The organism is Aliidiomarina halalkaliphila (assembly GCF_007096385.1).
GTDB classification, from domain to species: domain Bacteria; phylum Pseudomonadota; class Gammaproteobacteria; order Enterobacterales; family Alteromonadaceae; genus Aliidiomarina; species Aliidiomarina halalkaliphila.
Map to the genome: position 1 here is coordinate 1,104,088 of NZ_VJWL01000001.1, position 16,457 is coordinate 1,120,544.

Below are 16,457 nucleotides of genomic sequence, written 5' to 3' on the forward strand. Positions count from 1 at the left end.
TTCCTTGATGCATATTCCCAACTCATGAGTTACACCAGAACTTCAGCGGCTCCGGCCTGCCGTAGAAATACCCTTGACCTAGGCTAACATTGAGGTGCGTTAATGCTCTGTGTTCCTCTCTTGTTTCCACGCCTTCTGCGAGCAATTCTATATTTTCTAATCTGGTTAATAAGCAAAGGCTCTTTACGATGTTTCCAGCGCTCGAATCTGTAGCTAATCCCTGAATAAATACCCGATCTAGCTTTAATTTCTTCAACGGAATTTTTAATAAGTAATTTAGGTTCGCGTACCCTACGCCGAAATCGTCTAACACGAGAGGAAAGCCGTAAGATACAAGTGACGAAAGGTTGTTTTTCGCGACACCATGTAAATCAACGGCACCCGACTCGGTTATTTCAATTTCTATACGGGAGGGATCAACACCGTGCTGTTTTGCCAATCTAACCACATCATCTGCAAAGGACCTTTCGCTTAACTGACGAGCAGAGACATTCACAGCAACTGAGGTACGTTCTGGAAATGAGCGTAATGCAATAAAACACTTTTGAAAAACCGCAAGACCTATTTCGTGAACTTGCTCGCTATTTTCAAGAATTGGGAAAAGCTCTGCGGGGCTTACTGAGCCGAGACTGGGCGAACTCCAACGAAATAAAGCTTCGTATCCCACCACCGTATAAGTGCTGATATTAACTTGGGGCTGAAAATACATCTCAAATTGTTCTTGAAGCCTTTTGGTTTCAATTTCATGTCGGATCGAGTAAGCACGTTGTAGTGCTTGTTTAGCCGCTGGCGTATAACTAATCGCATGATAACCTGAAGAACTTGACGCTAGATTGGCTGCCAAATCGGCATTCTGCTGCGCATTGGATAGGCCCTCTGGGCCTTCACTCAGTGCATACCCTAAGTTGAGCTGGATGAAGATGGATTCTTTACCAGTATTTACTCGCTTTGAGGCAACAGCCTTGATCTTACGCAGTATTTGTTCGACTTTTGCTTGCGAAGTGCCCGGGCAAATGAAGCAGAATTTTTTACTACTATAACGTGCGAGAAAAGACCCTACTGGTTGAATGCTCCGAAACCTCTCTGTTAAAGCAATAATCGCATAATCACCTACTTCCCAACCATACAAGTTATTAATAGTAGTAATGTTCGCGAGCTCAGCAGAAACGACGAAAAAATCCGCATGTTCCTGTGCCGGAACCTTTTCAAAAAAAGTGAGAATACCGGCATAATTTGGCAGTCCGGTAAGTATATCTCTTGTGTAATCTGAATTTCGAGCCAGTAACCGACGCGCCTGCGTCACAGCGATTCTTGAGACAAGCGTTTTTGTATTGAATGGCTTCGTGATGATTTCTACAACACCTGCTGCAAACGATAGTTGAGCAACTGAGCTTTCATCTTGGTCAACTAATACTACTTTCGTTGAGTGAGCATAAACCTTGTGCTCATTTAAAAGAGTAATAATTTCGGGCGCCGCGAGGTTCTTCTGCGAGGTATCTACAACGAATACGTCAATATTGCGATGACTATCAGCGAGAAAGTGAGTGAGTTCCTCCTTTGTACCGATGCACGTAACATCGTAGCCTTCTTTGCGAAGCAACCACGAGTAAACCAGCATAGAAGCTGGGACGTCATCGATGATGACCGCTCGAATGGTTGGATAGCACGCTCGCGCATTTTCTATTTTGTTATTTTTATTAATCTGCGATGGCATATTACTTGGCTTTTTATTGAGCACAAAACCAATAATAACGCCATTTTCAGCATAATCAACAAAATTGTTAAAACTGTTTTATATGTCGCCAAACTTCTTTTGAGATACATCTAGAAATCCTGCGATGTATCCGCGCAAGAATGACCGATCGAGTGGCTTAGAAAGAATATTAACGTTAGTAAGCTCTGGTCGTTCTAAATCATTTTGTTCAAGCTTTGACCCCGTCACAATGAGCACGCAAAGTCGTGTAAGGTCTTTGTTATTTTTGATTTTTCGTAGCATTTCGTAGCCATTTACGTGAGGAATATCTAAATCGAGGACGAGTAAATCTGTTGGATGCTGTCCTAGATGAAGCAGTGCTTCAATACCATCTTTAGCATAAGCTACGTCAATACGGTCGTGCATCGGTGCAAACGTGTGCTCGTAGATTTTAGTTGCCAGCGGATCATCTTCAGCTACTAGAATAGAAAGTTTACGATGAGGCTGTGTATATGCCATCGAGGTTTGGTGCTGCGATTTTACGAATTCTTTCTTATGTCCATCCATTCGCAACATAACGGATGCTTGATCGATTCGCCGATGTCCCCCGACGGTTTTCCAGGCAACTAACTCACCATTCTCAACCATTTGCTGAACGGTACCCACAGAGACGCCTAACATTCTAGCGGCCTGCGAAGTGCTCACATAATCAACTTGAGTTTCGGCTTTGCTCGACATTGTAGTTTCCAGTAGCTGGTTTTCCTATCAACCTAAAGTTTATGATTGCCGCTTTTAATACTTTATGCAAATTTTATACTTATACGCACAATGTATATTTTTGGATGACTACGTCCCCCTCTTTAACAATGAAACCAACGCAGCGCGCTAGCCTAACCTTTACGCCCCAGGGGTGAAACCCAAACACTTACGCCCCAGGGGCGAACTCCAACAACTTCGCCCCAGGGGTGAAACTCATGTTTTGCGCTGTTTTCGTGAGCCGGGAAACCGCGACGCATGCCGCATAGCTGCTGGGATTTAACAGTTCCACCCCTGGGGCGGAACTGTTGTTTTCGGTGATCTCGGCGAGTTTCGCCCCTGGGGCGTAAGTGTTGTTTATTTCACCAGGGCTTGGCGTACGAAGAGTTGGTTGCGGATGGTGACCACGTACTGCACGTCGGCAGGAACGTCGGTGTCGGACACGCAGGCTTCGCTGTCGGCGGCATCAGCAAACATTAAATGACGATGCTGTTCACTGTCGCGCCAGGCTAACCCGGCTTGCGGAAATTCGTCGGCGGGCCATTGGAAGCAGATGCGACCGTCGCTGCGCCACACGCGAATTGCATCAAGGGCGTCTTGATCGGTTTCTGGTGTCTGGTGTTGGGTAATTGCCAACAGCTCATCGGGCCCCATAAACACACGCAGGTTATAGATGTCTTTCACCGGCATGGTTACACTGAAGTTCTTACGTCCATTGTTTGAGCGTTCTTGCACATCAAAGGTGTACTGATTACGCACGCCCTCGGCAGTTTCAGTAACAACAACATACATGCCTTCCGAAGCTCGCGCTGGTGAGCGCTGAGGGATTATATTGGTAAGCTGCGCACTACTGCGATCTTCGCTAATGGAGCCGGTTAAGGTAAGGCTCTGCGCGTCTTCCAGCCATTCTGCGCTCGATTTCGACGGCTTATCGGTGTCGTAATTACCCAGTTGTTCGCTTGGGTCTTCACAGGCCGTGAGCAACCCGATGGCTGCTATCGCTCCGAGCAGCTTCATGCTTTGCGGTAAGTTCATATTGTTCTCCTTGCTCATATCCTGTTTGGGCTGCTACTAACACGCCCCAGTACCCAACGTATCGCGTTGATTCTCGCTTCGGGGTGGCCTGGGCCTCTCTACCAACGCGGTGCGTTGGGTACGATTATCATCTCGGCCTCGCTGCCAACGCGGTGCGTTGGGTACTAATTTTAGTTTAGAAAAAAGGGGCGCGTTCGCACCCCCTTGTTTCGATCTTTACGTTCTACTGGCGACGATAATACAGCACTTGGGTGTCGTCTACTGGCGTATCGAGCAGTTGCGCTTCGCCGCGGAAGATCTGCACATGCTGAACTGATTCCAGCGGCATATCAATATAGGCTTCAAAATAGCCGGTACCGGTGCCTTGCGTGGTGCTGTCTTCAATCACGCTGATTGGCACGCTAAATTGCTTGCCAGAGGCGTCGCTTGCCAAAATCGTGTACGGGCTGTTGCCATCCAATACAGCTGGCCGCGGCACTTCCATCATGCTGCGCACGACGGTGCCCTTGAACGGATGCACTACACCGCTAATCCGCGTGACGGTGCCGGCGCTCTCGCCAAGTACATTGTTGTTAGCTGTGTCGCTCGCGGTTTCACCGCCTGTGGTGAACGACTGTGATGGTGCAAGCAATAGATAATCTTGCGCTTTTTCATACACCCAATCCGAGATGTGGCGTGGGCGACAGTAGCCCATGACATCTGCATGGTTGCTTGGCGAAATCAATTCGTCGTTATCGAGGTTCACCCCTACGCTACCAATTGAGCTTGGATTGTACGGGAAATCTGGCTCTGGGTTTGCTGGGTTACCACAATCGATGTGACGAATTGAGAAGTTGTGCCCCATCTCGTGGCTGAAGGTGTCCATGCGATCGGCGCGGTCCCAGGTTACGCCCACGCGTCCTGGCACGAATGCGACACCCGCTGAGTTTCCACCCACTTCGTTGAAATCGAAGAATCCATGATAGTGGCTACCTTCAGATTCGCCGTCTGCTGCGCGTAAATCTTGTAGCTGATAAAGCAAGTCTGCGGCATCTTCAACATCGTCTTGATTGCGCACGGTATAGGCTGCGCGTCGACGTATCTCAATACGGCTTAGCGGCCAATGTACTTGCAGTTGCTCAATGATTGTTTCATCGTCTGGCACCACTGGCGTAACGCCGTTCATCACCATAGGTACAACCGTGATATACAACGGAATTTCCGGCGAGAACTTCGGCGTTTGCTCATGCACCACGTCGCCATCCATCAGCACGCGCACGGTGAGGCCATCTTGCATCCATTGCGCTGGCACTTCGGTATGGAACGAATTGCTCAATGTACCGTGAACTTTGTTGCCGACTAATCCGTTCGGAGGTGTCATATCCAGCGTGGTGCTGTCGCCATTGAGGCTGAGCTCAAGGCGTCCGGTAGGAACGCTCGCGGCGGCTGGTCCAGCGATATGAGCACGGAACATGGCCGCACGATTAGGCACTAACAGCGGCGAGGTTTTTAACATCACCTGGCCCCAATCTGCGGTTTCAAAGCGAACGTCGTGCGCCACGCCATCTTTCTGAATACGTGGTGCATCGGCGCGATGCTGGGCATCCAAGCCGTCGTCGAACAACACGGTAACCCGATAAGCCGACTGTGTGGCATTCACGGTGAGGTTGCCGGTGGTGTCGCACGGCTCAATCACTTCGTAAGGCACGCGCGCGGTTTGGTCGTAGAGGTCAAAATGGATCTCGCAGGCCAAATCGCTTAAGTCCCCGTTCGAGCTCATGGTCCAGTCGATGTGAAGTTGGTCGTCGGCAAAAGATACCTCAACATCACCATCGATATTTGGGCGATAGTCGCCGCAATCGAAGCGAGTTTGACGGTTCAATGTGGCGACCGAATTTCCGCGCTCACGGAGCGTATCGATAGCACTTGCGGTGGCGCGGTGGGTGTTACTCATACAACCGAAACCCTGCACGTTTCCGTTTGTCATACCCGATGCCACCAACGGACGCAAATCGCGGACAGGCGTATCGTAGAACAACACGGTGCGCAGATTGCTGTTATTTTCCAGTGGCTTAAGCGAGCTCACCTCGGTGTAGGAAAAAATCAGTGTTTGTAGGCTATCTTTGCCGGCAAGCGGCGTTAAATCGGTGACGCCAGTATCTTGAATACGCAGAGTCACAATAGGTAGCTCGGCGATTATATTTAGCGAGTTTACCGCGGTGTCGTTCACATTCAGGTTTGTGATCGGCAGGTCGCGCAGCGGGCTGAGGTTGCTCAGCTGACTGTTACGGAACAAGCTCAACGTGTGCAAATTAATCGCCGCTTCCATGCCTGCCAAGCTGATGATGCTCTTGTTATCGAGGTTGAGCGAGGTCAGGGTTTCCATGTCTTCGGCGGTAATGCTGTCACCCGCATCGCGACCGAAATGATCGAGCAGCGCGGATTCGAGGTTTTCATCGGCGAAGAAGATTGCTTCTTCATCGAGGAATCGAACGGTAACGGTACAGTCGCCGACGAGTGCGCCGGTGGTGTAGACATCGCCTTCGAGGGTGCCGTCACAACCTGTTGCACCGCCGAGTTCGAAGCCATCGGCTGGGGTTAGGGTGAACGAGAAGGTATCGCCAAAATTGCCGCGCGCGCTTTCTGGATCCACGCTACCTTCGCCTTGGATGTCGACGCTGACGTCATAGAATACGTCTGGTCCTGGGGTTTCTGCGGTTACTGCGAGTTCGCAGTTCGCGTCCATTGGGGCGGTTTCGATGGTGAATGTTTGATCGCCAGTTTCAACGGGCTCTTCGGCGTTACAGCCGCTAACGTTGGTAATGCTGTAGTAAGGGTCGAGCTCGACGGTAAAGGTCACGGTTTCGCCGGCGTCGACGGTTTCGCTTTCTGGCGTAATCGAGCCGCCGCCTTCGAGGGTGGCGGATGCTGTGAACTGGATGCGACGTGCGGTGACGGTAACGGTACAGTTACTGCTAATTGCGCCTGTGGTGTAGGTGCCATCGCTATATGAACCGCCACAGCCGTGGGCGTTGTTGTGCTCGTAGCCGTCGTCGTAATCAATTGAAAATTCGGCGGTATTCCCGCTTTGTACGGTAGCGGACGCAGGGGTAATGGAAGCGCCGGTACCTGTAGTTGTGGATACGGTATAGCTTTGCGGGGTGTTGCCACCGCCGCCAGTGCCACCACCAGTGCCACCGCCACCTCCGGAACCACCACCGCCACATGCGGTGAGTACGAGTAGCGCCACTGAACTGGCAATGAAAGGATAATACTTCTTCATACAGGCTTCCTTTTGTCATGTTCACGCGCGCGCCACGCCCGCAAATCTTCTTCATCTACATGTTGTTGACATCATTTTTACAAATTTGGCCATTCATTGCACGCACCTAAATGTAACATCTTGTAAACATGGCAGTTCGATATTTGACCACCTCGGGTTCCGCTAAACATTTACGCCCCAGGGGTGGAACTCACCTTTTCCGCTCTTTTCAACATTTACGCCCCAGGGGTGAAGTTCAGGTTCTCCGCTCTTTTCAACATTTACGCCCCAGGGGTGAAACTCACCTTTCCCGCTCTTTTCAACATTTACGCCCCAGGGGTGAAACTCACCTTTTCCGCTGCTTTCGAGCTCCGTCGAATTGCTCCCTATTCCGCAGCCGCTCTGAACTTCAACAGTTGTACCCCTGGGGCGAAACTGTTGTTTTAGCGGAGCTACGATTTTTGTACCCCTGGGGCGAAACTGTTGTTTTTGCCGAGCTACGATTTTTGTGCCCCTGGGGCGAAACTGTTGTTTTAGCTGAGCTACGATTTTTGTGCCCCTGGGGCGGAGTTGTTTTAGGTATCGCAGTAGCCGGCGGGGAAGAGGACAAGGTGGTCCATGTTGAGGCGTAGGCCAACTTCTTGATTTATTTGATATTCGTGGTGGGATGGGGCCATACAAATGAGGTGGCTGCCGTCTTGCAGCTCAGCGGTGTATAAAAAGTGGGCGCCACGGAATCCGCGAGCGACAATTTTGGCGCGACGTTCGCTGCTTTCGTCAATCACAATATCGTCGGGGCGAATCAATACATCCACCGCTTCGCCTTCGGTACCGCGCGGCACGTCGTCGCCGTGCAGCAATCCGAGCACTGTATCGACTTTCAAATCCTCAGTGACTGAACCGTGCAACAGCACGCCGACGCCAATGAAATCCGCTACCAAATGGTGCGCCGGACGGTGATACAAGCCATAAGGCGTGTCCCACTGCAGCAAGCGTCCGTGATACATCACGCCGGCTTTGTCGGCGAGCGCAAAGGCCTCTTGTTGATCGTGGGTCACTAACAACGCGGTAATCCCCTCTTCTTTTAGCAACGCGCGCACTTCCGTGGCCAACGACTCGCGAAGCTCCGCATCAAGGGATGAGAACGGCTCATCGAGCAACAGCAACTGCGGCTTGGGCGCCAAGGCCCGAGCCAAGGCGATGCGTTGTTGCTGACCGCCACTTAATTGATGCGGGTAACGGGGGCCATACCCCGCCAAACCAACGTGCTCGAGCAGTTGATGCACCCGGCGTTTTTGCTCATCTTGCGACTGCTCGCGAATGCCAAAAGCGATGTTGTCGAACACGGTAAGATGCGGAAACAATGCGAAATCTTGGAACACCATACCGACGCCGCGCTTCTCCGGCGGCAGCAGTTGTGCTTGCGAGCTCACTAGCTTGCCATTGAGCTCAATACGACCGCCCTGCAAAGGCTCGAAACCCGCGATAGCACGCAATAATGTGGTTTTCCCGCAGCCGCTCGGCCCCAGCAGACAGCCGATTTCGCCCTCTTCTAAGGAAAGGGTAACGTCGTCGACGATTGTGGTTCGGCCGAAGCCGACCTCAATTCCACTGAGTTTTAACAGGCTCATAGATCTCTCCTGGTTTCGGTTCGCCGGCGCGAATCTCATTCTGCAAATGCTGTCGACGGTTCATGGCACGGCTCAATAATATCACCGGAATCAGCCCTGCGAGAACAATCATTAGGGCCGCTGGACCGGCGTCGGCGAGGCGTTCATCCCCCGCCATTTCATAGGCTCGTACCGCTAAGGTATTGAAATTAAAAGGTCTTAGCACCAAGGTAGCGGGTAATTCTTTGAGCACATCGACAAACACGAGGATGCCCGCGGTGAGCAAACTTGTACGCAATAGCGGAAAATGGATGCGCGTGAGCATTTCTCGCGATTTTAAGCCTAAAATACGTCCTGATTCGTCCATCGCCTTGCTGATTTGGCTCAGTCCTGAATCGACCGTTTGTATGGAGATCGACAAAAATCGCACCGTGTACGCGAACAATAGCGCCACGATCGTGCCTGATAGCAGCAATCCGGGGTTGAACCCGAACCAGGCTTCGCTGAAATCGATAATGCGGTTGTCGAGCCAAGCCAAGGGCACCATGACGCCGACGGCGATGACCACGCCAGGAATGGCGTAGCCCAGCGATGCAAAGGCGACGCTTCCGCGCGTAAGTCGAGTATTGGCCGCGCGACGCCCGTTGAGAATCGCCTCGCGTTTGCCGTAGCACAACCAAAGCGCGAGCATCACGGTGATAAAGGCCGCGAGGCCGGCGAGGATTAAGCTATTACGTACAAGGGTCCAGAAATTTGGATCGCTCCAGATGGCAAAGCGGTCCGCCGACCAAAATATGAGCTGGAGGGCCGGTAATGCGAAACCGAACAGTACTGGGAGGAAGCAGGCGGTAAACGCGAGCGCGGCTTTCATGCCGGTGAGACGCATTGGGCGCGTGGCTTGGGAGCTGCGTCCGGCGTGATGATAGCGCGATTGTTTACGCGAGATGCGCTCCACCAACATTAAGATCACGACGGCGCTAAGCAGAATGCTCGCTAGTTGCAAAGCGCCTACTGGGTCGGCCATGCCGTACCAGGTTCGGAAGATGCCCGTGGTAAAGGTGGTGACGCCGTAAAAATGAACGGTGCCGTAATCGGCAAGGGTTTCCATCAACGCCAAGGTGACGCCGGTGGCGATCGCGGGCCGCGCCATGGGGAGTGCGACGCGATAGAAACTTTGCCAAGGGCCGAGGCCGAGGGTGCGTCCGGCTTCGATGGCTGCGCGGGATTGTTCGATAAAGGCCGCGCGGGTAATTAGATACACGTAAGGGAAGAGTACGAAGCCCATCACGAGCACTGCGCCGGTGAGTGAGCGGATCTCGGGGAAGGCGTAGTCGCCCAGTTGCCAACCGGTGACGGCGCGCAACGCGCTTTGTACCGGGCCTTCAAAGCTAAGCATGCCGCTGTAGGTGTATGCGGTGATGTACGCGGGCATGGCAAGCGGCAGCAAGAGTGCCCAGCGCAGCCAACGCACACCGGGGAACTCGCATGCGGTGGTGAGCCACGCCGCGGTGACCCCGATCACAAGGGTAATCAGCCCGACGCCAATCAGCAAAATCACTGAATGACGCACATATTCGCCAACCACGGTGCTAAATAAATGGCTGAGGGTTTCCCGCTGCTCGGCGCCAAACAAGCCCACAAAGAAGCTCGCCACAACGACCAATAGCGGCAGACAGATCAGCAACGCGACCAGCGGTAAAGACCAGTCGCGCAGTTGTTTCCACAAATTGTTACCCGCGGCCGCTAAACCGTGGCGAATCATTTCAACCATCTACATCCTGTTTTCTTTGCATTCCGCGCTGTTTTCGCATCCAACACATCGCGCTGCCCCCGCCTTCAACAACTCCGCCCCTGGGGTGGAACTGGTGTTTTGAGGCAGCTTCAACAACTCCGCCCCTGGGGTGGAACTGGTGTTTTGAGGCAACTTCAACAACTTCGCCCCTGGGGTGAAACTCGTGTTTTGAGGCAACTCCGTGATCACCCGAATCGCTCCGCACTGCCCGCCCCACCTGCGTTTCAACAACTCCGCCCCTGGGGTGAAACTCGTGTTTTGAGGCAGCTTCAACAACTCCGCCCCTGGGGTGAAACTTGTGTTTTGAGGCAGCTTCAACAACTTCGCCCCTGGGGTGAAACTCAATACAAACTCACTTTTAACTCACATTAAAGTCAATTAACGCCAGCCAGCTCGGTCCATCAAACGCACCGCGGCGGAGTTGTTCTCGCCTAGGGCGCTCATCGGCAATTCATCAGCCTTAAACTCACCCCAACTTTCCAACACTTCGCTCCACGGCGCGGCTGGATTTGCCGGGTATTCGGAATTCACTTCGGCATACCATGCTTGCGACTCAACGCCTGCAAGGAAGTCCATAAGTTTCAGCGCATTATCAACATTTCGGGCATGCTTGAGAAGGCCAATACCGGAAACATTTACGTGTACGCCTTGGCTGCCTTGCGCCGGCCAAGCAATCGCGACTTTGCTCACCGTATCTTGATTTGTCGCATCACTGCTCAGCGTCATTCCGCCAAAGTAGTAAGTATTCGCTATCGCTATATCGCACTGGCCTGAAGCAACTGCATGAATTTGGTCGCGGTCGCCGCCCACAGGGTTGCGCGCAAAATTGGCCACCAAACCGCGAGCCCACTCCTCCGTAACTTCCTCACCATGGTGCGCGATCATCGCCGCCACCATCGATTGGTTGTAGACATTATCCGACGACCGAACGCAAATACGTCCCCGCCATTTTGGATCCGCGAGGCCTAAATAATCGGTGATTTCTTCTGGATCGACGCGGTCAATTGCGTAAAACACCGGACGCGCCCGCATGCTCAATCCGTACCAAAGACGCTCGGAATCCCGCAAATGCTCTGGGATAGCGCTATCTAGCGTTGAGCTTCCCACCGGTTGGAACAAGTCTGCGACCTTTGCCCGATGCAAAGCGCCGGCATCAACGGTGAGGAACAAATCTGCGGGGCTATTGCGCCCTTCGCTTTGCAAACGCGACAATAGACCATCGCCCGAACCGGTTAGCAAGTTCACACGAATACCCGTTTCCGCGGTAAATTCATCGAGTAACGGCTTGATTAGGCCTTCATTTCGAGACGAGTAAATATTCACTTCTTCGGAGTCGCGCGGCGTGCATGCCGTGACGCTAATTGCAAACGCCAACACCACCACAAATCCTGCAAACAGAGCTTTTATTTTCATAACCTAAGTTCCTTCTTCCAATGCGGTAAGTGTAAAAGACTTGCACCGAAATGACAATCGTTATCATTTGCAATACCACCAATGCTCCCCGCAATCGTCGCTTAAAGGATGTGGTGGTGGCGGAGTTGTTGGCGGAGTTTGGTTTCACTGGAGGGTTTGAGGTGGGTAATCCATACCTCTTTTGGAGCAATTTTGAGGTTCTCTAATGTGGCATCGACCATATTTGGGGTCATGTGTTTGGTGTGAACAGCGAGTTCGTGCTTTTCGTTGGGGAATGAGCACTCGATCATTAGCACGTTGATCGCGCCGAGTTTGTTGAGCTCACGGTTGAGGAGTTCGCCAGCGGTGGTGTCTGAGGTGAAAACGAAGTGCTGATCGGTGCCGGCACGTTCCTCGCAACTGCTCCAAGTTTCAGAAGCTGGATTCTGCGCGCCCGCCTCAGGTGCCCCAGCCGAACTCAAACCAATCCCCAACGCCCCGCGCACGCTCACACCCACGGTTGGTATAGTGTGGTCTACCGGAAATAGGGTAAATGTGAGGCCTTCGAGCTCCAACACATCGCCGGGATGAATTTCATGCAGTTTCAGAACAGGGCCGCACGGCCCCATAGAGCGGGTAAAATCGGGCCAAATTTCGTCGTTAAATATATGATTTTGTAGCTTTTCGATGGTATGTGGTAGCGCGTACACCTGCACCTGGTGGTCCACATCTTCAAACATATTGCTTAAAAACATCGGCAACGACGCGATGTGGTCCATGTGCGCATGGGTCAAAATCACGTGTTTAATCTCGCGCATCGCTTCGAGGCGCAAGCTGCTCAGCCCGGTGCCCGCATCGATCAGCACCGACTTCCCCACGCGAATGCAGGTCGATCCGGTTTCAGAACCCAACCCACCAGAGCACCCAAGCACCTGAATCTGCCCATTCATTACGATACCGTCCCCACGCGCAGCTCAGTAGCAATGGTGATAAACCAAAGAAAATGCGACCCTACCACGACGAAGGTCACCGGCCGCCGGATGTTCTGATACCACTTGTCGCTTATTCGCGACAGGTCGTAGTTGAGCCAAAATAGGTACATGAGGCCGAGCAAACCGAGTGTCCACAGTGGTGGCCAGAAGGCGTAGGCGGCCCAAGCCACTAGCGGCGGCAGCATGCTGATGATCAGTGAGCCTTGCGCTCGCTCGAGTTTGCCCGCCATTACCAAGCCCCAGTGAATGCCGCCTAGAAACGATAGGATTACCGCGCTGTAGATTAGAAATATCGACAACATCTGGGCCTGATAAAAGCCAATAGCGCCGACGATAGCGGTGCCGATGAAGGGCACAATCCCCGCCCAAGTGAGGCGGTTTGCGGTAATTACGGCGTCTTCGGACATGTTCTGCTGACTCATACAAACCTCTGTTTTTAAATTAATTTCTGCCGCAGTTCTGAGTTTCACCCCTGGGGCACAACTGTTGAAAGTAGCGCCGAACACGGCTTTCACCCCTGGGGCACAACTGTTGAAAGTAGCTCCGAACACGAGTTTCACCCCTGGGGCGTAACTGTTGAAACTCAGTTATGACGAGGGGTGTAGGCGATTCTACGATTTTCGGAAATCGCTTTACGTCTGAGTTTCACCCCTGGGGCGTAACTGTTGAGCGTAAGTGTTCAAGAGTTACCGCGCTAGCACTACCCAGGCCAAGTAGCCGACATAAACGGCGAGGAAGAGCGCGCCCTCGATGCGGTTGATGCGTCCGGGGCGCTTCCAGCGCGGGAGACGGAACGCAAAAACGAGCACCGCGAGGGTGAACAATGCCATCACCACGTAGTCGCGATTCAGCACCGCTGGCTCAAAGCTGAACGGATGTATTAGACCCGCAATCCCCACTACAGCCAGTGTGTTAAATAAGTTTGATCCGAGCACGTTACCCAAAGCCAAGTCGTGTTCGTTTTTGCGAATTGCAACTATGGCGCTGGCCAATTCTGGCAGCGAGGTGCCGATGGCGACAATGGTAAGCCCTATCACTAAATCGCTCACGCCCATGGCCTCGGCGACGCTCACCGCGCCCCACACCAACACGCGCGAACTGGCAATTAACAGGAACAATCCAACAAACAGCCACATTATGGCGCGTTGAATGGGCATGGCGTGGCTGTCGATCTCGCTTAGGGCCTCGGAGCCAAGCGTGTCGTCGCCGCCCATGCCCTGTTTCACCGTCCACACCATCACCACCGCGAATACGAGTAGCAGGATAATGGCGTCGAGCCGGGTGATATTGAGGTTCCACACCACCAAACCAGCGAGCGCGGTGACGCCAATAAGCACCGGCATTTCCCGACGCAGCACGTTGGAATGCACGGTAATAGGCGCCAGCACGGCGGTGAGGCCCAACACCAAACCGATATTCGCGGTATTGGAACCGAACGCGTTACCTAGCGCGAGCCCCGGGTTCCCTTGCGCGGCGGCAAAGGCCGACACGACCATTTCGGGCGCTGAGGTACCAAAACCGATCACCAACATACCAATCAGCAACGGCGACATACCAAAGTGTCGCGCCGACACCGCGGCCCCTTCCACGAAGCGATCCGCACTCCAAATGAGCAACACCAATCCAAAAATAATCGCGACAAACGCCAACAACATGCCCGCATTCCCTTCGAAAATTTATTCTTCTGCTATCATACTGAAAAAACGTGTATTCGTCTCTGCATCAGAGTGAGAATTCATGCTCGCAAAAAAACCACAAAACTGACCACCCAAAAGAGGGCAGAAAACATGGGCACTGAGTCCGCTAAACCACGCATTTTATGGAATCCCCCTGTATTTATTGGCTCTGGGGTAATTGCCGCCATCTTCGTATTTTTCGGGATCTTCGCCCCGACTACCGCCAACGCCACTTTCTCCGCCGTGCAATCGTGGATTATGACGCATGTGGGCTGGTATTACGTGATGGTCGTCGCCCTTTTCCTGATTTTTGTGGCCTATTTGGCGTTTTCGCGCTTTGGTTTAATTAAGCTCGGCCCTGACCACTCTACTCCCGATTATAGTTACAAAAGCTGGTTTGCCATGCTGTTTAGTGCCGGTATGGGGATTGGTTTGATGTTTTTCGGGGTCGCGGAACCGGTGATGCATTATATTGCGCCACCGGTGGGCGTGGGTGAGAACTTCGACGCCGCCCGCGAGGCCATGAACATTACCTTCTTCCACTGGGGCCTGCATGCGTGGGCGATTTATGCGGTGGTGGCGCTGTCGCTGGCTTACTTTGCCTTTCGCCATAATCTTCCGCTCACCATTCGCTCGTCGCTCTACCCTTTGATCGGCGACCGGATTTATGGCCCTATTGGTCACACCGTGGATACTTTTGCGGTGGTCGGTACCCTGTTCGGCGTGGCGACGTCGCTTGGCTTCGGGGTACTGCAAATCAACTCTGGCCTTAACGCCTTGGTTGGCATTGATCAATCGGTGTGGGTACAGATTGCTCTGATTGTGATTATTACTGCTATCGCGACGGTATCAGTAGTGCTCGGCTTGGACGGCGGTATTCGCCGCATTTCGGAGCTGAACCTTTTCTTGGCTGTCGGTTTGCTGATTTTCGTATTGATTGCCGGCCCAACCGTGTACTTGCTGCAATCGCTGGTGCAAAACATTGGCACCTATTTGTCGTCGATTGTGAGTATGACCTTCAATTTGTATTCCTACGACCCTAGCACCTACGGCATGCAGGAGGGCTGTGTTGATTGTGAGCCTAACACCTGGCTGGGCGGCTGGACTTTGTTTTATTGGGGTTGGTGGATTGCATGGTCGCCATTTGTGGGCATGTTTATTGCCCGAGTATCACGCGGCCGCACCATTCGTGAGTTTGTGACAGGCGTGCTGCTGGTGCCGATGGGCTTCACTTTTATGTGGATGACCTTCTTCGGGAATACTGCAATTCATCTTATTTTGATGGAAGGTATGACGTCGTTGAGCGACGCTGTTATGGCGGATTCGTCGGTGGCGTTGTTCCAGTTCTTTGAGGCGCTACCGTTCTCCACCCTCGCCTCGATTGTGGCGACCATTTTGGTGGTGACCTTCTTCGTAACCTCGTCGGACTCCGGCTCACTGGTGGTTGATATTATTACCTCTGGCGGCGGCGACGAAGATTCACCCACCTGGCAGCGGATTTTCTGGTGTACATTGGAGGGCTTGATTGCCATTGCGCTCTTGCTCGCCGGTGGTTTGGGGGCGCTGCAAACCGCGTCCATTGCCTCGGCGCTGCCGTTCTCCATCGTGATGCTCTTGATGTGTTGGGGCTTGATCCGGGCGCTGCGGCTTGAAGTGGTGAAACGGGTGTCGCTGGAATCGGCACTAAATGCGCCGGCCGCTCAAGGGAATTGGCAGCAGCAATTGCGCCGCTTAGTGCGCCAGCCGAGTAAAGATGAGGTGCTGACCTTTATCGATACCACGGCGACAGCGGCGATGACGGCGGTAGCCGCTGAGCTTGAGAAGCAGAATATAACTGTGAAGATTGAGCGCGGCGACGACGGTCGGGTTTGGCTGCAAACGGAGCACGGCGATGAAATGGACTTTTTCTATTCGGTGCGTCCGCGCGAGTATCGCCCGCCGAGCTTTGTAATGCGCGACGTGCGCAAAGGCCGCGACGAGAAACTCAAGTTCTATCAAGCGGAAGTGCATCTGCGCGAAGGCGGACAAGATTACGATATCTACGGCTGGAGCAAAGACCAAGTGATTTCAGATATCTTGCAACAATACGAACGCCACTGGTTGTTCCTCGACGCAGTGCGGTAATTTCCGCTCGCTTTAATACCGCTGTTTAGCTCGGGCCCCTTGATGGGGCCCTTTTTTATACCCGAAATCAATTCCAGCCTCCCAACAACTCCGCCCCAGGGGTGAAACTCGAGTTCTCCGCTACTTTCAACAACTCCGCCCCAGGG

General features: G+C 52.9%; 11 protein-coding genes. 1 reads left to right on the top strand and 10 read right to left on the bottom strand.

Annotated features, from left to right (window positions below):
- Positions 1 to 22: 22 nt before the first annotated feature.
- The 10 genes from FM042_RS05090 to FM042_RS05135 all read right to left on the bottom strand — a co-directional run bounded on the left by FM042_RS05090 (position 23) and on the right by FM042_RS05135 (position 14,166).
- Positions 23 to 1,714: a two-component system response regulator gene (locus FM042_RS05090; RefSeq protein ID WP_143234960.1), complete on the bottom strand. Its 1,692-nt coding sequence runs from the start codon at positions 1,712 to 1,714 to the stop codon at positions 23 to 25.
- Between the two features lie 78 nt (positions 1,715 to 1,792).
- Positions 1,793 to 2,431 (bottom strand): response regulator, encoded by a 639-nt coding sequence (locus FM042_RS05095; protein WP_143234962.1) that lies wholly within the window; start codon positions 2,429 to 2,431, stop codon positions 1,793 to 1,795.
- Between the two features lie 375 nt (positions 2,432 to 2,806).
- The gene (locus FM042_RS05100; RefSeq protein WP_143234964.1) at positions 2,807 to 3,484 is read right to left on the bottom strand and encodes a hypothetical protein; all 678 of its coding nucleotides are present in this window, start codon (positions 3,482 to 3,484) and stop codon (positions 2,807 to 2,809) included.
- A 223-nt stretch (positions 3,485 to 3,707) separates the two neighbouring features.
- Complete coding sequence (locus FM042_RS05105; RefSeq protein ID WP_143234966.1) at positions 3,708 to 6,746, bottom strand: M66 family metalloprotease; 3,039 nt, start codon at positions 6,744 to 6,746, stop codon at positions 3,708 to 3,710.
- 554 nt (positions 6,747 to 7,300) lie between these two features.
- Positions 7,301 to 8,350, bottom strand: coding sequence for an ABC transporter ATP-binding protein (locus tag FM042_RS05110; protein ID WP_408608847.1), 1,050 nt, complete (start codon positions 8,348 to 8,350; stop codon positions 7,301 to 7,303).
- On the bottom strand, positions 8,328 to 10,106 hold the full coding sequence (locus FM042_RS05115; protein ID WP_333472949.1) for an ABC transporter permease: 1,779 nt from the start codon (positions 10,104 to 10,106) through the stop codon (positions 8,328 to 8,330). The genes FM042_RS05110 and FM042_RS05115 overlap by 23 nt, the downstream gene beginning before the upstream one ends.
- 399 nt (positions 10,107 to 10,505) lie before the next feature.
- On the bottom strand, positions 10,506 to 11,540 hold the full coding sequence (locus FM042_RS05120; protein WP_143234970.1) for a Fe(3+) ABC transporter substrate-binding protein: 1,035 nt from the start codon (positions 11,538 to 11,540) through the stop codon (positions 10,506 to 10,508).
- Positions 11,541 to 11,641: 101 nt separating this feature from the next.
- Complete coding sequence (locus FM042_RS05125; RefSeq protein ID WP_143234972.1) at positions 11,642 to 12,469, bottom strand: 3',5'-cyclic-nucleotide phosphodiesterase; 828 nt, start codon at positions 12,467 to 12,469, stop codon at positions 11,642 to 11,644.
- Positions 12,469 to 12,933: a DUF3429 domain-containing protein gene (locus tag FM042_RS05130; RefSeq protein WP_143234974.1), complete on the bottom strand. Its 465-nt coding sequence runs from the start codon at positions 12,931 to 12,933 to the stop codon at positions 12,469 to 12,471. Before FM042_RS05130 ends, FM042_RS05125 begins: the two co-directional genes overlap by 1 nt.
- 264 nt (positions 12,934 to 13,197) lie before the next feature.
- A complete protein-coding gene (locus tag FM042_RS05135) occupies positions 13,198 to 14,166 on the bottom strand; it encodes a calcium/sodium antiporter (protein WP_143234976.1) in 969 nt (322 codons plus the stop codon).
- A gap of 132 nt (positions 14,167 to 14,298) precedes the next feature.
- Here FM042_RS05135 and FM042_RS05140 point away from each other — a divergent pair, with 132 nt between their 5' ends.
- Positions 14,299 to 16,311: a BCCT family transporter gene (locus FM042_RS05140; RefSeq protein WP_143234978.1), complete on the top strand. Its 2,013-nt coding sequence runs from the start codon at positions 14,299 to 14,301 to the stop codon at positions 16,309 to 16,311.
- Positions 16,312 to 16,457 lie beyond the last annotated feature (146 nt).